The 19,199-nt window shown below is 69.5% G+C and carries 18 protein-coding genes; 14 read left to right on the top strand and 4 right to left on the bottom strand.

All coding sequences use genetic code 11. The features are described from left to right. Window positions 1–14 precede the first annotated feature (14 nt). On the top strand, window positions 15–359 hold the full coding sequence (locus ASD35_RS20735; RefSeq protein ID WP_157275682.1) for a hypothetical protein: 345 nt from the start codon (window positions 15–17) through the stop codon (window positions 357–359). Here ASD35_RS20735 and ASD35_RS20730 read toward each other — a convergent pair. The 4 genes from ASD35_RS20730 to acnA form a co-directional block, all read right to left on the bottom strand. Continuing rightward, complete coding sequence (locus tag ASD35_RS20730) at window positions 356–1,579, bottom strand: potassium/proton antiporter (protein WP_056876838.1); 1,224 nt, start codon at window positions 1,577–1,579, stop codon at window positions 356–358. The genes ASD35_RS20735 and ASD35_RS20730 overlap by 4 nt on opposite strands. A gap of 3 nt (window positions 1,580–1,582) precedes the next feature. Beyond that, a complete protein-coding gene (locus ASD35_RS20725) occupies window positions 1,583–2,707 on the bottom strand; it encodes a mechanosensitive ion channel family protein (RefSeq protein WP_235538407.1) in 1,125 nt (374 codons plus the stop codon). A gap of 76 nt (window positions 2,708–2,783) precedes the next feature. Next, complete coding sequence (locus ASD35_RS20720; protein WP_056876837.1) at window positions 2,784–3,905, bottom strand: acyltransferase; 1,122 nt, start codon at window positions 3,903–3,905, stop codon at window positions 2,784–2,786. Between the two features lie 66 nt (window positions 3,906–3,971). Next, a complete protein-coding gene (gene acnA / locus ASD35_RS20715) occupies window positions 3,972–6,683 on the bottom strand; it encodes an aconitate hydratase AcnA (RefSeq protein WP_056876836.1) in 2,712 nt (903 codons plus the stop codon). 77 nt (window positions 6,684–6,760) lie between these two features. Between acnA and ASD35_RS20710 the strand changes: the two genes are divergently transcribed. The 13 genes from ASD35_RS20710 to dut all read left to right on the top strand — a co-directional run bounded on the left by ASD35_RS20710 (window position 6,761) and on the right by dut (window position 19,190). Further along, window positions 6,761–8,110, top strand: coding sequence for an MATE family efflux transporter (locus tag ASD35_RS20710; RefSeq protein WP_056876835.1), 1,350 nt, complete (start codon window positions 6,761–6,763; stop codon window positions 8,108–8,110). A 78-nt stretch (window positions 8,111–8,188) separates the two neighbouring features. Beyond that, window positions 8,189–9,163 (top strand): BMP family protein, encoded by a 975-nt coding sequence (locus ASD35_RS20705; RefSeq protein WP_056876834.1) that lies wholly within the window; start codon window positions 8,189–8,191, stop codon window positions 9,161–9,163. A gap of 7 nt (window positions 9,164–9,170) precedes the next feature. After that, window positions 9,171–10,706 carry an ABC transporter ATP-binding protein gene (locus ASD35_RS20700; RefSeq protein ID WP_056876833.1) on the top strand — a complete coding sequence of 512 codons (1,536 nt, stop codon included), beginning with the start codon at window positions 9,171–9,173 and terminating at the stop codon, window positions 10,704–10,706. Window positions 10,707–10,791: 85 nt separating this feature from the next. After that, window positions 10,792–11,895, top strand: a complete 1,104-nt coding sequence (locus ASD35_RS20695) for an ABC transporter permease (protein WP_056876832.1) — start codon at window positions 10,792–10,794, stop codon at window positions 11,893–11,895. Further along, window positions 11,895–12,860, top strand: coding sequence for an ABC transporter permease (locus ASD35_RS20690; RefSeq protein WP_056876831.1), 966 nt, complete (start codon window positions 11,895–11,897; stop codon window positions 12,858–12,860). Before ASD35_RS20695 ends, ASD35_RS20690 begins: the two co-directional genes overlap by 1 nt. A gap of 1 nt (window position 12,861) precedes the next feature. Beyond that, complete coding sequence (gene cdd / locus ASD35_RS20685; RefSeq protein ID WP_200956077.1) at window positions 12,862–13,278, top strand: cytidine deaminase; 417 nt, start codon at window positions 12,862–12,864, stop codon at window positions 13,276–13,278. Window positions 13,279–13,286: 8 nt separating this feature from the next. Further along, window positions 13,287–14,123, top strand: a complete 837-nt coding sequence (locus tag ASD35_RS20680) for a purine-nucleoside phosphorylase (protein WP_056876830.1) — start codon at window positions 13,287–13,289, stop codon at window positions 14,121–14,123. Beyond that, the gene (deoC, locus tag ASD35_RS20675) at window positions 14,120–14,896 is read left to right on the top strand and encodes a deoxyribose-phosphate aldolase (RefSeq protein ID WP_056876829.1); all 777 of its coding nucleotides are present in this window, start codon (window positions 14,120–14,122) and stop codon (window positions 14,894–14,896) included. Before ASD35_RS20680 ends, deoC begins: the two co-directional genes overlap by 4 nt. A gap of 2 nt (window positions 14,897–14,898) precedes the next feature. Then, complete coding sequence (gene deoA, locus ASD35_RS20670; protein WP_056876828.1) at window positions 14,899–16,209, top strand: thymidine phosphorylase; 1,311 nt, start codon at window positions 14,899–14,901, stop codon at window positions 16,207–16,209. Then, entirely contained in the window at window positions 16,209–16,913 is a 705-nt protein-coding gene (trmB, locus tag ASD35_RS20665; protein WP_056876827.1) for a tRNA (guanosine(46)-N7)-methyltransferase TrmB, read from the top strand. Before deoA ends, trmB begins: the two co-directional genes overlap by 1 nt. A gap of 51 nt (window positions 16,914–16,964) precedes the next feature. Beyond that, window positions 16,965–17,492 (top strand): hypothetical protein, encoded by a 528-nt coding sequence (locus ASD35_RS20660; RefSeq protein WP_056876826.1) that lies wholly within the window; start codon window positions 16,965–16,967, stop codon window positions 17,490–17,492. Window positions 17,493–17,505: 13 nt separating this feature from the next. After that, a complete protein-coding gene (gene coaBC / locus ASD35_RS20655) occupies window positions 17,506–18,741 on the top strand; it encodes a bifunctional phosphopantothenoylcysteine decarboxylase/phosphopantothenate--cysteine ligase CoaBC (protein WP_369819234.1) in 1,236 nt (411 codons plus the stop codon). Next, a complete protein-coding gene (dut, locus tag ASD35_RS20650) occupies window positions 18,741–19,190 on the top strand; it encodes a dUTP diphosphatase (protein ID WP_056876825.1) in 450 nt (149 codons plus the stop codon). Before coaBC ends, dut begins: the two co-directional genes overlap by 1 nt. The last annotated feature ends 9 nt before the right edge of the window (window positions 19,191–19,199 follow it).

Raw genomic sequence — 19,199 nt, 5'->3', positions numbered from 1 at the left:
GGAGGATGCGCCCCATGTCCATGAACTCCATTCCCTTGATGCCGGTGTCCGCTGACGACACCGTCGACGCCGAACTCGATGTGCGCCTCAGCACGCCCTCGACGCTGGTGGTTGGCGCCAGCCTCGAAGTCGAGGCGGCCGACGCCAGCGGGCCTCGCACGCTGGACCTGGCGCTGGTGATCCCGCGCTCCAAATGCCAGGGCGAACGCCCGCGCCTGACCGCGCTGCTGGACGCCGCCCGCGCCGCAGTGGCACGTGCGACGCGCGCCGGCACGCAGCCGCTGGCCTGCCTGCCGCGCCGCGTCGTCACGCTGGTGGCTGGCCGGCCGTATCTGATCCCCGTCTTCGACGCTGCTTAGACATCGTCCTGGTTGAGCCGCAGCGCCCGCGCCAGCGGCGCCAGCGTCGGCCCCTGGATCAGCAGCGACAGCAGCACGACCAGGAAGGCCACGTCGAACAGCCGCCACGCCCCAGGGATGCCGGCCAGCACCGGATACGCGGCCAGCACGATGGGCACGGCACCGCGCAGGCCCGACCAGGCGACGAAGCACTGCGCGCGCCAGCTGAAGCCCAGCGGTGCCAGGCACAGCACGACGGCCGCCGGCCGCGCCAGCAGCATCAGCCCGGCGGCGATGGCCAGCCCGGGCACGACCAGCTGCCAGACCTCGTGCGGCGTGACCAGCAGGCCCAGCAACAGGAAGAGGACGGCCTGCGCCAGCCAGGTGTAGCCGTTCAGTCCGGGCAGGCTCAGCACCGCCACCCGCTCGGCGCGGTGGCGTACCAGCAGGCCTGCGATGTAGACCGCCAGGAAGCCCGAGCCGCCGAGGCGATTGGTGGCGGCAAACAGCAGCAGGCCGAGCGCCGCCATCAGCAGCGCGGCCAGGCCGTCATGGTCGTCCTCGATGGGCAGGCGCTTCACCCAGGCGGCGGTCAGGCAGCCGCCGGCCACGCCGATCAGCGCGCCCAGGCCCAGCTGCTGGCCCAGCAACGGCATCAGCACCGCCAGGCCTGAAGCCGCCTCGCCGCCCTGGCCGCCGCGCGGCGCCATCCAGGCGATCAGGCCGAGCGTCAGCACCATGGCCATCGGGTCGTTCATGCCCGACTCGACCTCGATGGTGGCGGCCAGGCGCTGCTCCAGCTTGAGCTTGCTGGCGCTGAACTGCGCGAACACGGCCGCCGCATCGGTCGACGACACGGCCGCGCCGAGCAGCAGGCCTTGTGCCCACGGCACGTCCAGCACGACGCGGGCAAGCGCGGCAACCATGCAGGCCGTGGCGGCCACGCCCACCGTGGCCAGCAGCCCGGCGGGCAGCATGCCGTCGCGCACCATCACCCAGCGCGTGCGCAGGCCGCCGTCGAAGAGGATGAGGGCCAGCGCCAGATTGCCGACGTGCACGGCCAGCGTGTAGTTGTCGAAGGGCAGGCCGAGCGGGCCGTCCACGCCGGCCAGCATGCCGACGACCATGAAGACCAGCAGGTGCGACAGGCCGAAGCGGTGGCTGTAGAGCGCGCCGGCGATGGCGATGAGCACCAGCGCGGCGACGGCGGCCGTGAGCAGGTCGGCCGCCCCGTGGCCCATGGATCAGCCTGCCGCAGGCACGGGGCCGCGGCCGCCCTGGGGCTGCGCGGTCGGTGGCGAGTGCGCCGCCTGGGGCTGCAGGCCGCCCACGAGGTTCAAGGTCTGCGTCGGGAAGGCGAAGCGGATGCCGCGCTGCTGCAGCGCCTGCATCAGCGCGAGGTTCAATGCCTGCTGGCGGTCCATGTAGACGTCGTAGTCCGGGTCCTGGACACGGTAGACGACCTCGAAGTTCAGCGAGCTTTCGCCGAAGCCCTTGAAGTGGGCGCGGACGAATTCCAGCTTGGGGTCGGCCTCGATCAGTTCCTTCACCAGTGGCGGCACCGCGGCCACCTGCTCGGCCGGCGTGTCGTAGGTGACGCCGAAGGCGAACAGCACGCGGCGCGTCTGCAGCCGCTTGAAGTTGGCCACCGTGCGCTTGAGCAGTTCGGCGTTGGACATGACGATCTGCTCGCCGCCCAGGCTGCGGATGCGGGTGGTCTTGAGGCCCACGCGCTCGACCGTGCCAGTCACGTCGCCGACGGTGATGGAGTCGCCCACCTCGAACGGCTTGTCCACCGCGATCGCCAGCGACGCGAACAGGTCGCCGAGGATGTTCTGCACCGCCAGCGCGACGGCGATGCCGCCGATGCCCAGGCTGGCGACGAAGGCGGTGATGTTGACGCCCATGTTGGACAGCACCGCCAGCACGATGACGACCCACAGCGCACCGCGCAGGCCCCAGCCGAGCAGGGTGGCGGTGGCGGACACCGCGCCGCCACTGGCATGGTGCTGCCGCTGCTGGGCTGCCAGCAGCAGCGCGACCGCCTGCTGGCCCCACAGGCCGATCTGCAGTGCGACGACGGCGAACCACAGCTGGGACACGCGACCGTGCCAGCGCTCGTCCAGCGGCAGCATGTTCAAGCCCACCAGCACGCCCACCACCCAGATCAGCGCCGGGTTGGTTTGCTCAAGCACGCGCACCAGGCCGTCGTCGGCGGAGGTGCGAGTGCGCTGCGCGAGCACGCGCAGGCGTTGGGCGGACAGCTTCAGGCCGGCCTTGAGCACGAGGATGGTGAGAAGGCCGGCCAGCACCGCCGGTGCGGCATCGGTCCAGTCCACGTCGGGCCAGGCCGCGGCCGCGCGGTTCACAAACTCATTCCAGGTCATCGCGACAGGCGCCAAATCGACATTCGAAGACGGTAGGTGCGCACCGCGCGGCCGTCTGTCAGCCGGCGGCCCGTCGGGCTTGTGGGCCTGGGCTGACAGCAGGAGCTGCCCGGTCCCGCAGGCGCAGGCAGGGGCGCTCCACGGCATGGTGCAGGGCCGCGCCGACGAGGACGATGGCCGCCGCGTACACGGCGAACAACGCCAGCCCCTGCACCGGCAACATCGGCGCCAGCCATTCGTGCACGGCGTGCATGGCGAGCTTGTGGCTGAGGTAGAGGCTGTACGAGACGGCCGCCACCCAGCCGGCGCCCGGCACCCGCCAGCGCCCCAGCCAGCCGCGGGGTGCCGTGGCCGACAGCACCAGCAACCCCAAGCCCAGCGAAAGCAGCGGCCAGCCCACCGCGTTGGCCAGCAGGCCGGTGCGATCGCGGAACAGCCACAAGGCCAGGCCGGCGGTGGCGAGGCCGCCCATCAGCAACCACGTCGAGCGGGCCTGCAGCCGCGCCCACAGCGCCGGCCGGTAGACGCGCAGCGCGGCCAGCACCACGCCCGCCAGCAGGCCGTCGAGCCGCATCCAGGTCGGGTAGTAGATGTCCTCGACGAACCAGTTGCGCGGCGGATTCAACGCGTCATCGCGCAGCCACACGCCGGTGCGCAGCGCGATGCCCAGCATCACCAGGCCACCGCACAGGCCGATGAAGCGCGCGGCGGAGGGCCGGCGGGTGAACCACCAGGCCACCAGGGGAAAGAGCAGGTAGAAGTGCTCTTCCACGCACAGCGACCAGGCATGCGAGAAGGCCTGGTTGTGGCTGTAGTCGATCAGCAGGTTCAGCGTGAAGGTGGCGAACTGCCACCCGGCCTCCAGCCCCGGCGCCTCGCGCAGCACCGGGAAGGCGGCGTAGACCGCCAGCACCACGGCGAAGGCGGGCAGGATGCGCCAGGCCCGGCGCTGGTAGAAGTCGCGCAGCGACAGCCGCTCGCCGCGCTGCAGCGTGCGCAGCAGCTGCGAGCCGATCAGGAAACCGCTGAGCACGAAGAAGATGTCCACGCCGGCCCAGCCGAAGCGCGACAGCCAGGCGAAGCCCGGCCCCAGGCCACCGACGAGAAAGGCGTGGAAGAGCATCACCCAGGCGATGGCGATGCTGCGCAGCAGATCCAGCCCGGGAAAGTGGTGTCGCATGCGGTGCGTGAAGGCAAGCCGGCCCGGATGAGCCGGGCCGGCGCGTTGAAGGGGAACGGCCGCGCTTCAGGCGGCGAGCAACTGCCGCAGCACAAACGGCAGGATGCCGCCGTGCCGGTAGTAGTCGACCTCGATGGCGGTGTCGATGCGCAGCGTCAGTGGCACCGACCGTGTCGTGCCGTCGGGCCGCGTGATCGTCATCGTCGCATCGCCTTGCGGCTTGATGTCGTCCGCCAGCGCGATGTCGACGGTCTCGTGGCCGGTCAGGCCCAGGGCCTCCCAGCTCATGCCGCCCTTGAACTGCAGCGGCAGCACGCCCATGCCGATCAGGTTGCTGCGGTGGATGCGCTCGAAGCTCTTGGCGATGACGGCCTTGATGCCGAGCAACTGCGTGCCCTTGGCGGCCCAGTCGCGGCTGGAGCCGGTGCCGTACTCCTCGCCCGCGAAGATGACGGTCGGCGTGCCTTCGCGGATGTAGTCCATAGCGGCGTCGTAGATGGTGGTCTTGACGCCGTCCTTCAGCGTGTAGCCGCCTTCCTCGCGCGAGCCGTCGGCGCGGGCCGGCAGCATCAGGTTCTTCACACGCACGTTGGCGAAGGTGCCGCGCACCATCACCTCGTGGTTGCCGCGGCGGGCGCCGTAGGAGTTGAAGTCCAGCTTGCCGACCCCGTTGGCCAGCAGGTACTGGCCGGCCGGCGTCGTCTCGCGGAAGGAGCCGGCGGGGCTGATGTGGTCGGTGGTGATGGAGTCGCCGAACAGCGCCATGACCTTGGCGCCCTTGACGCCAGACACCAGCGTCTTGGGTGCCATCGTGAAGCCGTCGAAGAAAGGCGGCTGCGCGATGTAGGTGCTCTTGGGCCAGGTGTAGACCTGGCCCTGGACGCCCCTGATCGCGTCCCACAGCTTGCCCGGCTGGGTGGCGACCTTGTCGTAGTTGGCCTTGAAGGCCTCGCCGTCCATCGCGTACTTCATCAGCGCATGGATCTCGTCGCTGCTGGGCCAGATGTCGCCGAGGTAGACCGGCCGGCCCTTGTGCCCCGAGCCGACGGGCTCGGTCATCAGGTCGCGCGTCACGGTGCCGGCGATCGCGTAGGCCACGACCAGCGGCGGGCTGGCCAGGAAGTTGGCCTTCAGATTGGGATGGATGCGGGCCTCGAAGTTGCGGTTGCCCGACAACACCGCCGCGCAGACGAGGTCGTTGTCCTGGATGACCTTGTTCAGCTCGGCCGTCAGGTCGCCCGCATTGCCGATGCAGGTCGTGCACCCGTAGGCGGCGACGTTGAAGCCCAGCTTCTCCAGATAGGGCAGCAGGCCGGCCTTCTGCAGGTATTCGGTGACGATGCGCGAGCCGGGGGCCAGCGAGGTCTTGATGTGTGGCTGTACCTTCAACCCCGCCTCCACGGCCTTCTTGGCCAGCAGGCCGGCGGCCAGCAGCACGCCGGGGTTGCTGGTGTTGGTGCAGGAGGTGATGGCGGCGATCAGCACGTCGCCGTTCCTGACCGGCAGGCCGGACTCGGTCGTGAAGGTCTGCGCGAGCTTGTCTGCCGGCTGGTTGAAGCCGTTGTCGGCCGTTGGCTTGCTGAACAGCTCGGCGAATTTGGCCGACAAGTCGTTGATGGCGATGCGGTCCTGCGGGCGCTTCGGCCCGGCGAGGCTGGGCACCACGGTGCCGAGGTCCAGCGTGACGACGGCCGTGTAGTCGATGTCGCCGGCCTTGGGCACGCCGAACATCTGCTGCGCGCGCCAGTAGGCCTCGAAGGCGTCGATCTCGGCCTTGCTGCGCCCGGTGCCGCGGAAGTAGTCGACCGTCTTGTCGTCGACCGGGAAGAAGCCCATCGTCGCGCCGTACTCGGGCGCCATGTTGCCGATGGTGGCGCGGTCGGGCAGGGCGAGGCTGGCGGTGCCCTCGCCGAAGAACTCGACGAACTTGCCGACCACCTTGTGCTTGCGCAGGATCTCGGTGACCGTGAGCACCAGGTCGGTGGCCGTCACGCCTTCGCGCAGCTGGCCCGTCAGCTCGAAGCCAACGACGTCGGGCGTCAGGAAGTACACCGGCTGGCCCAGCATGCCGGCCTCGGCCTCGATGCCGCCCACGCCCCAGGCGACGACGCCGATGCCGTTGATCATGGTCGTGTGGCTGTCGGTGCCGACCAGGCTGTCCGGGTAGTAGACGCCGTCCTTGCCCTTGTGCACGCCGCGCGCCAGGTACTCCAGGTTGACCTGGTGGACGATGCCGAAGCCCGGCGGCACGACACCGAAGGTGTCGAAGGCCTGCATGCCCCATTTCATGAACTCGTAGCGCTCGCGGTTGCGCGAGAACTCCAGCTTCATGTTCAGGTCCAGCGCCTTGTTGGTGCCGTAGTGGTCGATCATGACGCTGTGGTCGACGACCAGGTCCACCGGCACCAGGGGCTCGATGGTCTTGGGGTCCTTGCCCAGCGCGGCCGCCACGTTGCGCATCGCCGCCAGGTCGGCCAGCAGCGGCACGCCGGTGAAGTCCTGCAACACCACGCGCGCCACGACGAACGGGATCTCGTCGACCCGTGCCGCGTTGGGCTGCCAGTTCGCCAGCTCCCGCACATGCTCGGCCGTCACCTTCTTGCCGTCGCAGTTGCGCAGCACGCTCTCCAGCACGATGCGCAGGGAGATGGGCATGCGCGCGACGTTCGGGTAGGTCTCGGCCAGCTTGGGCAGGGAAAAGAACTGGCCGGACTTGCTGGCGGCGATCCTGAACTCGGCCCGGGTGTCGGCAAACGCATGAGCTGCGGGTTTCGGCATGGTTACTCCTTTACGATCCCGGGCCATTCTGGCGAGCTTGTTGTGACTTGTGTGAAATCCGGCCATAGGACCGGGCCATGACGGCCCCGTCCGCTCGCCCCCGCCTCTTTCCGCTGACCTGGCCGCTGCTGCTCGAGCTGCTGCTGGGCATCGGCATCGGCATCATCGGCACGGCGCTGGCGGCCCGGTTGTCGGACGACAGCGGCGCGGCGTTCGGCCTCGCCAACCAGGTCTTCGCGGCCATCTTCGTGCTGTTCCGCGTCATCGGCGCGGGCGTCAGCGTGGCCGTCACGCAGGCGCTGGGCGCCGGCCGGCGCGACCAGGCGGACGCGGTCGCCCGCGCGGTCGTCGGTGCCAGCACCTGGCTGGGCGCGGGCGGCGCCATGATGGCGCTGCTGGCGGCGGGACCGCTGCTTCAGCTGGTGAACGCGCCGCCGGAGGTCGCGCCGCTGGCCCGCGTGCTGCTGCAGACGCTGGCGCCGGCGCTGCTGATCGACGCGATGAACGCGTCCATGTCCAGCGTCATGCGCGCCCACCTGCGCAGCCGCGAGGCGCTGGCGGTGGTGGTCGTCATCCAGGTCGTCACGCTGGCCGTCGCGCTGCTGGCCATGCCCTACCTGGGCCTGCCCGGCTACGCGCTGGCCTGCCTGTTGGGCCGCGGCACCGGCCTGGCGCTGCACATCGTGCTGTGGCGCAGCCGGCTGAACCTGCGGCTGCGCGGCTCGGACTGGTGGCGGCTGAAGCGCGCACCGCTGGCCACGGTGCTGCACATCGGCATCCCCGGCGCGGCCGAGAACATCTCCTGGCGCCTGGCCTTCATGATCAGCCTGGCAGCCGTCGCCCAACTGGGTGCGCTGGCGCTGGCCACGCATGCCTACACGACGCAGCTGCTGCACTTGATCCTGATCTTCGGTCTGGCCATCGCTTTCGCGGTCGAGATCCTGGTCGGGCACATGGTCGGTGCCGGCGCGCTGCATGCGGCCCACAAACTGGTGCGCAGGTCGCTGGGGCTGGGCGTGGTCGTCGCGCTGGTGGTGTCCGGCGGCTTTGCGCTGGCCGGGCCCTGGCTGCTGAAGAAGTTCACGTCCGACCCGCGCATCATCGAACTCGGCTGCACGCTGCTGTGGTGGACGGTGGTGGTGGAGCCGGGCCGCGTCTTCAACATGGTCGTCATCAACGCGCTGCGGGCCACGGGCGACGCGCGCTATCCCGTCATCGCCGGCTCGGCGTCCATGGCCATCGTGCTGGCCGGCGGCAGCTGGTTCCTGGGCGTCTACCTGGGCTGGGGCCTGGTTGGCGTGTGGATTGCTTATGCCGCTGATGAATGGATCCGGGGCCTTTTGATGTGGCGCCGTTGGGCGACACTCGGCTGGCTTCCCCACGCCCGGGCGGCGCACCGTCGGTTGCGGCACGCCAGGGCAGGGTGAATCCGTATTTTTCTGGTCAGTAGAACTTGAGGGATGTTTTCTACAATGCGCCCCTTTCGCCCAGCCCCACGCCACCCCATGAAGTTCACTTCGTCTCGCCTCTCCCTGGCCCTGATGCTCGCCTGCGGTGCAGCCCAGGCGCAGCAGCCCGCGGTGATCTTCGACATGGGCGGCAAGTTCGACAAATCCTTCAACCAGGCCGGCTACCAGGGCGCCGAGCAGTGGAAGAAGGAGACGGGCAAGACCTATCTCGAGTTCGAGATCAGCAACGACACCCAGCGCGTGCAGGCCATCCGCCGCATGGCCGAGCGTGGCGCCAGCCCCATCATCAGCATCGGCTTCGCGCAAGCCTCGGCGCTGCAGCAGGTGGCCAAGGACTTCCCCAAGACCCAGTTCGCCATCATCGACGCCAAGGTGGACCTGCCCAACGTGCAGTCGCTGCTGTTCAAGGAGCATGAAGGCAGCTACGTCGTCGGCGCTTTTGCCGCGCTGGTCTCTAAGACCGGCAAGGTCGGCTTCGTCGGCGGCATGGACATCCCGCTGATCCGCAAGTTCCAGTGCGGCTACGAGCAGGGCGCCAAGGCGACCAACCCGAAGATCGAGGTGTTCTCCAACATGACGGGCACCACGTCCACCGCCTGGAACGACCCGACCCGCGGCGGCGAGCTGGCCAAGGCGCAGTTCGCCAAGGGCTCGGACGTGGTCTTCGCCGCCGCCGGCGGCACCGGTGTGGGCGTCTACCAGGCCGCCAAGGACGCCGGCAAGCTCGCCATCGGCGTGGACAGCAACCAGAACCACCTGCAGCCCGGCACCATGCTGACCTCCATGGTCAAGCGTGTGGACGTGGCCGTCTACAACGTGCTGAAGGGCTGGAAGCCCGGCGTCAGCGTGCTGGGCCTGAAGGAAGGCGGCGTGGACTACGCCGTCGACGACCACAACGCCAAGCTGCTGAACCCGGCGCTGAAGGCCAAGGTCGACGCCGTCAAGGCCGACATCATTGCCGGCAAGGTCAAGGTGGCCGACTACATGGCCGACAACGCCTGCAAGTTCTGACCCGGTCGTGAGCACGCCCGCCGTTCGCCTGCAGGCGATCTCCAAGCGCTTCGGCGCCGTGCAAGCCAACCGCGAGGTGTCTTTCGACATTGCTGCGGGCAGCGTCCATGGTCTCGTCGGCGAGAACGGCGCCGGCAAAAGCACGCTGATGGCCATCCTGTACGGCTACTACCACGCCGACGCGGGGACGATCGAGATCGACGGCCAGCCGGCGCACATCGCCAACTCGCAGCAGGCGATTGCCCTGGGCATCGGCATGGTGCACCAGCACTTCATGCTGGTCGACACGCTGACCTGCCTGGAGAACATCATGCTGGGCGCGGAAGGTGGCTTTTTTCTGAGCGCCTCCAAGGCCAAGGTCAGGGCGAAGCTGGTCGCGCTGATGCAGGAAACCGGGCTGCACGTGCAGCTCGATGCCTTGGTCAGCGACCTGCCCGTCGGCGAGCTGCAGCGGCTGGAGATCCTGAAGGCCCTGTACCGCGGCGCCAGGATCCTCATACTCGACGAACCGACGGCCGTGCTCACCCCGCAGGAGACCGACCAGCTCTTCGTCACGCTGCGCAAGCTCAAGGAGCGCGGCACGACGCTGATCCTCATCACGCACAAGCTCCGCGAAGTCATGAGCCTGTGCAGCGCCGTCACGGTGATGCGCGCGGGGCAGGTCGTCGAGACGCGGCCCATCGCCGGGTGGAGCGAGGAGGCGCTGGCCGAATCCATGGTCGGTCGCAAGGTCACGCTGGGCCGGCCCGAGGGGCTGGAAGTGCATGCCGGCGAAGTGCGCCTGCACGCGGCCAACCTGAGCCTCAAGCACGCCAACGGCGTGCCGGCGCTGAAGGACGTGAGCCTGACGCTGAAGGCCGGCGAGATCGTCGGCGTGGCCGGCGTGTCGGGCAACGGGCAGAGCGAGCTGCTGGAAGTGCTGTCGGGCCTGCGCGCGCCCGAGGGCGGCCGCATGCAGCTGGGCGGCAAGGCCTTCACGCCCGATGCCTGGCTGGATACCGCGCAAGCCCGGCCGCTGCGCCTGGCCCATGTCCCTGAAGACCGTCACGCGGTGGGCCTGGTCATGAGCTTCCCTGCCTGGGAGTCCGCCGTGCTGGGCTACCAGAACCTGCCCAAGTACCGCAAGGGCGCGGCCATGAACCATGCCGCGATGCGCGACGCGACGAAGCAGATGCAGGAGCGTTTCGACGTGCGTCCGCGCGACGAGAACCTGGGTTCGAGCAAGTTCTCCGGCGGCAACCAGCAGAAGCTCATCCTCGCCCGCGAGATCGGCGAGCAGCCGACCGTGCTGCTGGTGGGCCAGCCCACGCGCGGCGTCGACATTGGCGCCATCGAATTCATCCATGGCCAGCTGCGCGCGCTGCGCGACGCCGGCTGCGCGGTGCTGCTGGTCAGCAGCGAGCTGGACGAGATCCTGGCGCTGGCCGACCGCGTGGTCGTCATGAACTGCGGCCGCATCACGGGCGAGCTGGCCATCGAAGACTGCGACGAGAAGCGCCTGGGCCTGTTGATGGCCGCCCAAGAAGAAAGGGCGGCTGCATGAAGCGAGCCGAGCGCTGGGCCGCTCCCGAGCCGGCTCGCATCCCCTCGGGGGATCGACTGCGGTACACCGCGGGCGAGGGGCAGACATGACTCAACCCCTGACTCTCCCCCGTTGGATCGACGTCGGCCTGCTGCCGCTGTGGAACCTGGCGGTCGCACTGGTCGTGGCCGGCCTGGTCGTCATGGTCATCGGCCACAGCCCCTGGCAGGCGCTGACGGTGCTGTTGAACGGCGCCCTGGGCAGCGTGCGCGGCCTGGGCTATTCGCTGTACTACGCAACGACCTTCATCTTCACCGGCCTCGCGGTCGCGGTGGCCATCCATGCCGGCCTGTTCAACATCGGCGGCGAGGGCCAGGCGACGCTGGGCGGCGTGGGCGTGGCGTTGATGGCGCTGTGGCTGGGCGCCAAGCTGCCGGCGGCCGTCATGCTGCCGTTGTTGGTCATTGCCGCCGCGCTGTTCGGCATGCTGTGGGCGGCGCTGCCGGCCTACCTGCAGGCCTGGCGCGGCAGCCACATCGTCATCACGACGATCATGTTCAATTTCCTCGGCGCGGCGCTGAACGCCTACCTGCTGGTGAACTGGCTGCGCCCCGCGGGCAGCATGTCGGTGGAGTCCGCCGAGTTTTCCGAGAGCGCCCGCATGCCGGCGCTGCACCAGATCGCTGCGGCGCTGGGCTATGAGCTGCCGTCGTCGCCGCTGAACCTCAGCCTGGTCCTGGCGCTGGTCGCCTGCGTGGCGGTGGGCTGGTTCCTGTGGAAGAGTGCGGCCGGCTACGCGGTGCGCGCGGTCGGCAGCGCGCCGCGCGCCGCGCACTACGCCGGCATCCGCCCGCGGTCGCAGGTCATGCTGGCGATGGCCATCTCCGGCGCGCTGGCCGGCATGGTGGGCATCAACGAGATCTCCGGCGTGCAGGGCAAGCTGACGCTGGACTTCGTCGCGGGCGCCGGCTTCACCGGCATCGCCGTGTCGCTGATGGGCCGCAACCACCCGGTCGGCATCGTGCTCGCGTCGCTGTTGTTCGGCGTGCTGTACCAGGGCGGTGTCGAGGTGTCGTTCGAACTGCAAGGCTTCAGCCGCGAGATGGTCGTCACGGCCCAGGGCCTGATCGTGCTGTTCTCCGGCGCGATGGCCACGGTCAGCGCGCCGCTGTTCGCGCGCCTCTACGCTGCCATCAAGGGAGGCCGCTGATGGATGAAGTCCTGATCGCCTCGGTGCTCGCGTCCACGCTGCGTGTCAGCGCCCCGCTGCTGCTGTGCGCGATGGCGGGCGTGCTGTCCGAGCGCGCCGGCGTTGTCGACCTGGGCCTGGAAGGCAAGATGCTGTTCGCCGCCTTCGCCGCCGCGGCGACGGCGTCGGTCACGCACTCCACCGCCTACGGCCTGATGGCCGCCGTCGCCGTCGCCTGTGCGGCGTCCATGGTGCATGGCTTTGCCTGCGTGACGAATCGCGGCGACCAGGTCGTCTCGGGCGTCGCGCTCAACATGATCGCCGCCGGCCTCACCGTCGTGCTGGGCATCGCCTGGTTCCAGCAGGGTGGGCAGACGCCGCCCATCGAGCCCGACGTGCGCCTGACGGCGCTGGCCAAGGGCTTCGCCGAGCCGCAGCCGGGCCACTGGTTCGCGTCGGTGTTCGGCCATGGCTTCCTGAGCCACAACGTGCTGGTCTACGTCGCCTTCCTGATGGTCGCGGCGGTGTGGTTCTTCCTGGAGCGCACCCGCCCGGGCCTGCGCCTGCGCGCCGTCGGCGAGAACCCGGCGATGGTCGAAGCCGCCGGCATGTCCGTGCAAGCCCTGCGTTACCGGGCGCTGCTGATGAACGGCGTGCTGTGCGGCCTGGCGGGCTCCTACCTGACGCTGGCGCAGAACGCCTCGTTCTCCCCCAACATGACGGCCGGCCGCGGCTTCATCGCGCTGGCCGCGATGATCTTCGGCAAGTGGAAGCCGCTGCCCACCATGGGCGCCTGCCTGTTGTTCGGCTTCCTGGACGCGGTGGCCATCCGCATGCAGGGCGTGGCGTTGCCTGGCATCGGCGAGGTGCCCGTGCAGCTGATCCAGGCGTTGCCCTACATCTTGACGGTCGTGCTGCTCGCTGGCTTCATTGGCTCTGCGATCGCGCCCAAGGCGCTGGGCAAGCCCTACGTGAAGGAGCGCTGAAGTGGAACTCTCCCAAGACCTGCTGGACCGCCTGCTCGCCGAGTCGCTGCGTGCGCGCGAGTTCTCGCATTCGCCGTACTCCAAGTACAAGGTCGGCGTCGCCATCCTCGACGAGCAGGGCCGCATCCACATCGGCGCCAACATGGAGAACGCGTCCTACCCGCAGGGCTGGTGCGCCGAACCCTCGGCGCTGACGGCCATGATCATGGCCGGCGGCAAGCAAGCCAAGGTGGCGCTGGTGACCGGCCCCGGCCCGGACATCATCACCCCCTGCGGCGGCTGCCGACAGAAGCTGCGCGAGTTCTCCGTGCCCGAAGAGCTCGTCATCATCGCCGGCGATCCTGGCGGCATCCGCCAGCGCTGGACCCTGGCCGAACTGCTCCCCCACAGCTTCGGACCGGCTCACTTGAACATCTGAGGTCTTCCATGATCGATCACAAAACCCTCGACGTCGCGATCGCCGCGAGCGTCGAGAAGCTGCAATCCCTGTTCGGCAACGCCCCCGAAGTCGCCGTCGTCCTCGGCTCCGGCTGGGCCGGCGCGGTCAGCCATGTGCAGGACGCGAAGAACCTGCCCTACACCGAGCTGCCGGCCTTCCCGCAGCCCAAGGTCGAAGGCCACGTCAACGAGATCGTGGTCGGCAGGATCGGCGAACAGCGCGTCATCTTCCTGCGCGGCCGCGCGCACACGTACGAGACTGGCGACTGCACCGGCATGGCCGGCGCGCTGCGTTCGCTCAAGCGCTGGGGCGTGAAGTTGCTGGTGCAGACCAACGCCTCCGGCTCGCTGCGCGGCCACATGCCGCCCGGCAGCCTGATGCTGATCGCCGACCACATCAACGCGCCGCAGCGCAGCCCGCTGGTGGGCGAGCAGGGCAGCCACCGCTTCGTCGACATGGTCAACGCCTACGACGCCGACCTGCGCCACCACGCGTTGGCGCTGGCCAAGCGCGAGAACCTGATGCTGGGCGAGGGCACCTACTGCTGGGCGCTGGGCCCGCAGTTCGAGACCGCCGCCGAGATCCGCATGTTCGCCGCCTGGGGCGCAGACGCCGTCGGCATGAGCACCGTGCCCGAGACCATCCTGGCCCGCCACGCCGGTCTCAAGGTGATGGGCATTGCGCTGATGACCAACATGGCCGCGGGCCTGTCCGCCGAGGCGCTGACGCATGACCTGACGCTGAAGCAGGCACAGATGTCCGGCGAGCGCGCGTCCGCCTTCCTGGCCGCGCTGGTGAGCAGCTTCGCCGGCGTCGAGCTATGACCGCCGATCCCAACGTCGACATGCGGGCCGCGGCGCGCACCGCGCTGGCCTGCCTGGACCTGACCAGCCTGAACGACGCCGACACCGCCGCCGACATCGACGCGCTGTGCCGCCGCGCGCAGACGCCGCACGGCCCCGTGGCCGCCGTCTGCGTCTGGCCGCGCTTTGTCGCCCAGGCCCGCGCGGCACTGCCGCCAGCGATCAAGGTCGCCGCCGTCGCCAACTTCCCGGGTGGTGCGCTGGACCTGCAACATGCGCTGGCCGACGTGGCCGAGATCGCGCAGGCGGGTGGCGACGAGGTCGACGTGGTGCTGCCCTGGCGCGCGCTGCTGGCCGGCCAGGTCACCGAGGTCGCCGAGTTCCTGTCCGAGGTCCGCTTCGCCAGCCGGCCGCTGACGTTGAAGGTCATCATCGAATCCGGCGAGCTGGCCACGGCCGAGCGCATCGCCGAGGCGACGCGCCTGGCCCTCGCGGCGGGCGCCGACTTCGTCAAGACCAGCACTGGCAAGACCAAGATCGGTGCGACACCGGCGGCTGCGGCCACGATGCTGAAGGAGATCGCCGCCAGCGGCCTGTCCGCCGCCGGCTTCAAGGCCTCGGGTGGCGTGCGCTCCGTCGCGGACGCCGCCGGCTACATCGCCCAGACCGAGGCGGTACTGGGCGCCGCCGCCCTGAACCCGCAGCGCCTGCGCTTTGGCGCCAGCGGCCTGCTCACCGACATCGAATCCGTTCTCTCCGGCGCCGAGTCCGTCGCAACGACCTCGGCGTATTGACCATGCTTGCCCAAGAAATCATCCGCGCCAAGCGCGACGGCCAGGCGCTGAATGAAGCGCAGATCCACCACTTCGTCCGCGGCCTGGTCGACAACTCCTGGAGCGAAGGCCAGGTCGCCGCACTCGGCATGGCCGTGTTCCTGCGCGGCATGGGCCGCGACGAGGCGGTGCTGCTGACGCGCGCGATGATGAATTCCGGCCGCGTCATGCGCTGGCCCGACATGCCCGGCCCGGTGCTGGACAAGCACAGCAGCGGCGGCGTGGGCGACAAGGTCAGCCTGATGCTGGCGCCCATGGTCGCCGCGTGCGGCGGCTACGTGCCGATGATTGCCGGCCGTGGCCTGGGCCACACCGGTGGCACGGTCGACAAGCTGGAAGCCATCCCCGGCTACACGACGACGCCCGACCCCGCGAAGTTCGACCAGATCGTCCGCACGCTGGGCTGCGCCATCATCGGTCAGACGGCCGACCTGGCCCCCGCCGACAAGCGCTTCTACGCGACGCGCGACGTGACGGCCACGGTGGAGAGCGTGCCGCTGATCACCGCCAGCATCCTGTCCAAGAAGCTCGCCGCCGGCCTCGAAGGCCTGGCCATGGACATCAAGTGCGGCAATGGCGCCTTTGCGTCCACGCCAGAGTTCGCCCGGGAACTGGCCGAGAGCATCGTCGCGGTCGCCGGCGGCGCGGGCCTGAAGACCCGCGCGTTGATCACCGACATGAACCAGATCCTCGGCACCGATGTCGGCAACTCGCTGGAGGTCATCGAGACCATCCGCTACCTGAAGGGCGAGCACCGCGAGCCGCGCCTGCACGAGGTGACGTTGGCGCTTTGCGCCGAGATGCTGGTGTTGGGCAATCTTGCTGCCGACACGGCCGCCGCACGCCTGAAGCTGCAGGCCGCGCTGGACTCCGGCGCTGCCGCCGAGAAGTTCGCCAGGATGGTCGTCGCGCTCGGCGGCCCGGCCGACCTGATGGAGCGCCCCAACGCTTACCTGACCGCTGCGCCGGTCGTGAAGCCGGTGGCCGCGCCGCGCGCCGGCGTCGTCACGACCATGTCCACCCGCGACCTGGGCGTAGCCATCGTCGAGCTGGGCGGCGGCCGCCGCAAGGCTGGCGATGCCATCGACATGCGCGTCGGCTTCTCCGAAGTGAAGCCCGTGGGCACGCGCGTCGCCGTGGGCGAGCCGCTGGCACTGATCCACGCGGCCGATGACGCCGCTGCCGACCGCGCCATCGCGTCGTATCTCGCCGCCTGCACGCTGGGCGATGCCGACGTGGCTGCAACGCCCATGGTCATGGCCGAGGTGGGTTGATGAGCCAGGAGCAAGACCAGCCGCCGGTGGATCCGCCACGTAGGGCGATCAAGAGCTTCGTCACGCGTGCCGGCCGCATGGGCACCGGCCAGATCAAGGCGCTGGCCGAACTGGGCCCGAGGTTTGTCCTGCCGTACAAGCCCGAGCGCATCGATGCCGAAGCGGTGTTCTGCCGCAAGGCGCCGCTGGTGCTGGAGATCGGCTTCGGCATGGGCGGCGCCACCGCCGAGATCGCGGCCACGTTGCCCGACCACGACTTCATCGGCTGCGAGGTGCATGAGCCCGGCGTCGGCGCGCTGCTCAAGCTCATCGACGAGAAGCAGCTCACCAACATCCGCATCGTCCAGCACGACGCGGTCGAAGTGCTGCGCGACATGATCGGCCCCGACCTGCTCGCCGGCGTGCACATCTTCTTCCCCGACCCCTGGCACAAGAAGCGCCACAACAAGCGCCGCCTGATCCAGCCTGAGTTCGTCGCCAAGCTGGTGCAGCACCTGGCGCCCGATGGCTACCTGCACTGTGCGACGGATTGGCAGCCCTATGCCGAGCAGATGCTGGAAGTGCTGTCAGCCGAGCCCCAGCTTCACAACACCGCGGCCGGCTATGCTGACAAGCCCGCCTATCGGCCGCTGACCAAGTTCGAGGCCCGCGGCCTGCGGTTGGGACACGGCGTCTGGGACCTGGTGTTCCGGCGCAGGGCCTGACTCCGTCGGTCCCGCAATCCGCGCATTTCCACTCCACTGCCAATTCGTCTCATGTCTGCACTGCTACGTTCGTTTGCCGTCGTTTCGCTGATCGCCATCGGCTCGGCTGCCCAAGCCGCCAGCTACCAGATCCCCGAGAACATCGGCTACAAGGATGTCACCATCATCCCGAGCAACATCGTCGAGGAGTGCAAGGAACTGGGGCGTCAGCTGTCCGGCTCGCTCGCGGCGGAGCTGACCAAGTCCGGCGCCGAAGTGCAGCGAGTGGCCACGCTGGACGCAGCCGCCGGCCCGGTCATCGACATCAAGATCAGCAACATGGTGAGCGCGGGCAACGCCTTCATCGGCCATCGCAAGTCGGCCAGCGTCTGGGTGGAGCTTCGCCAGGGTAGCGAGGTGCTGGGCGCCAAGGGTTTCACGCGCGACACAATGGGCGGCGCGTTCGCTGGCTTCAAGGGCTCCTGCACGGTGCTGGAGCGTGCGGTGCTGGTGCTCGGCAAGGACGTGGCCCAGTGGACCCAGTCCATCCCGCTGCGCACCGGCGCCACAGCCCCCGCCCCGGCAGCCAGCGCGCCCTGACACCCGCAACGCGATGAACGCCATGCCCGACCCGTCCTCAAGCCCGGTGCGAGGCAAGCATGTGCTGCTGGCCATGAGCGGCGGCATCGCAGGCTACAAGATCGCCGAGCTGACGCGGCTGCTCGTGAAGGGCGGCGCGACGGTGCAGGTCATGATGACCGAGGCGGCCGAGCAGTTCATCACCGCGGTGACCATGCAGGCGTTGTCCGGCCGGCCGGTCTACACCAGCCAGTGGGATGCGCGGCCCGACAACAACATGGCCCACATCAACCTCAGCCGCGAGGCCGACGTGATGCTGGTCGCGCCGGCCAGCGCCGACGCCATCGCCGCGCTCGCGCAGGGCAGGGCGGACGACCTCATCAGCCTGACCGCGCTGGCGCGCCGCATCCATGAATGCCCGCTGCTGGTCGTGCCCGCCATGAACCGCGAGATGTGGGCACACCCGGCCACGCAGCGCAACGTCGCGCAGATCACTGCGGACGGCGCCACCATCGTCGGCCCGGCCAACGGCGACCAGGCCTGCGGCGAGATCGGCGACGGCCGCATGCTGGAGGCGCAGCAGATCTTCGACGACGTCGAGGCTTTCCTGGCGCCCAAGACCTTGCGCGGCAAGAAGCTCCTCATCACCGCCGGGCCGACCTTCGAGCCCATCGATCCGGTGCGCGGCATCACCAACCACAGCAGCGGCAAGATGGGCTTCGCCATCGCGCGCGCTGCCGCCGAGGCGGGCGCCGAGGTCACGCTGGTCGCGGGCCCGGTGCACCTGCCGACGCCGCGCGGCGTGCAGCGCATCGACGTGCAGTCGGCCCAGCAGATGCATGACGCCGTGCTGCCGCTGGCGGCCCACCAGCACGCGTTCATCGCCACGGCGGCCGTCGCCGACTGGCGCCCGGCGCAGGCTCACGAACACAAGCTGAAGAAGGCCGAAGGCGGCGCGACGGCGCCCACCATCGCGATGGCCGAGAACCCCGACATCCTCGCGGCGGTCGCCGGGCTGCCGCGGCCGCCCTACTGCGTCGGCTTCGCCGCGGAAAGCGAAAAGCTCGCCGAACATGCCGACGCCAAGCGCCGCCGCAAAGGCATCCCGCTGATCGTGGCCAACCTGGGCCCGGCCACCTTCGGCCGCGACGACAACGCGCTGCTGCTCATCGACGAGCAGGGCCGGCGCGAGCTGCCTGAAGCGGGCGGCCGGGCCGACAAGCTCACCCTTGCGCGCGAGCTGATCAAAGAACTCTCCCAACGACTCTGATGACCCCGATTGACCTGCAAGTGCTCGACGCCCGCATGGCCGAGCAGATTCCCGCCTACGCGACCCCCGGCAGCGCCGGCCTGGACCTGCGCGCCTGCCTGGACGAAGCGATCACGCTGGCCGCCGGCCAGACGACGCTGATCCCGACGGGCCTGGCCGTTCACATCGCCGACCCGGGCCTGGCGGCCATCATCCTGCCGCGCTCGGGCCTGGGCCATAAGCACGGCATCGTGCTGGGCAACCTCGTGGGCCTCATCGACAGCGACTACCAGGGCCAGCTGATGGTCAGTTGCTGGAACCGCGGCCAGGCCGAGTTCACCATCCAGCCCTTCGAGCGCATCGCGCAGCTGGTCATCGTGCCGGTGGTGCAGGCCCAATTCCGCCGCGTCGACAGCTTCGATGCCTCGGAGCGCGGCGCGGGCGGCTTCGGCTCCACCGGCAAGGGCTGATGAAGCAAC

Source organism: Pelomonas sp. Root1444, from assembly GCF_001426885.1.
Lineage (GTDB): Bacteria > Pseudomonadota > Gammaproteobacteria > Burkholderiales > Burkholderiaceae_C > Pelomonas.
The sequence above is the reverse complement of the archived record's forward strand: the minus strand, read 5'-3'. Positions and strand labels throughout refer to the sequence as shown.

Coding starts and splice junctions, on each gene's coding strand:
- deoA (WP_056876828.1), top strand. CDS start 14,899: ATGCTTGCCCAAGAAATCATCCGCGCCAAGCGCGACGGCCAGGCGCTG.
- ASD35_RS20690 (WP_056876831.1), top strand. CDS start 11,895: ATGGATGAAGTCCTGATCGCCTCGGTGCTCGCGTCCACGCTGCGTGTC.
- ASD35_RS20710 (WP_056876835.1), top strand. CDS start 6,761: ATGACGGCCCCGTCCGCTCGCCCCCGCCTCTTTCCGCTGACCTGGCCG.
- ASD35_RS20720 (WP_056876837.1), bottom strand. CDS start 3,905: ATGCGACACCACTTTCCCGGGCTGGATCTGCTGCGCAGCATCGCCATC.
- ASD35_RS20705 (WP_056876834.1), top strand. CDS start 8,189: ATGAAGTTCACTTCGTCTCGCCTCTCCCTGGCCCTGATGCTCGCCTGC.
- trmB (WP_056876827.1), top strand. CDS start 16,209: ATGAGCCAGGAGCAAGACCAGCCGCCGGTGGATCCGCCACGTAGGGCG.
- ASD35_RS20695 (WP_056876832.1), top strand. CDS start 10,792: ATGACTCAACCCCTGACTCTCCCCCGTTGGATCGACGTCGGCCTGCTG.
- ASD35_RS20730 (WP_056876838.1), bottom strand. CDS start 1,579: ATGGGCCACGGGGCGGCCGACCTGCTCACGGCCGCCGTCGCCGCGCTG.
- dut (WP_056876825.1), top strand. CDS start 18,741: ATGACCCCGATTGACCTGCAAGTGCTCGACGCCCGCATGGCCGAGCAG.
- ASD35_RS20735 (WP_157275682.1), top strand. CDS start 15: ATGTCCATGAACTCCATTCCCTTGATGCCGGTGTCCGCTGACGACACC.
- deoC (WP_056876829.1), top strand. CDS start 14,120: ATGACCGCCGATCCCAACGTCGACATGCGGGCCGCGGCGCGCACCGCG.
- acnA (WP_056876836.1), bottom strand. CDS start 6,683: ATGCCGAAACCCGCAGCTCATGCGTTTGCCGACACCCGGGCCGAGTTC.
- coaBC (WP_369819234.1), top strand. CDS start 17,506: ATGAACGCCATGCCCGACCCGTCCTCAAGCCCGGTGCGAGGCAAGCAT.
- ASD35_RS20660 (WP_056876826.1), top strand. CDS start 16,965: ATGTCTGCACTGCTACGTTCGTTTGCCGTCGTTTCGCTGATCGCCATC.
- ASD35_RS20680 (WP_056876830.1), top strand. CDS start 13,287: ATGATCGATCACAAAACCCTCGACGTCGCGATCGCCGCGAGCGTCGAG.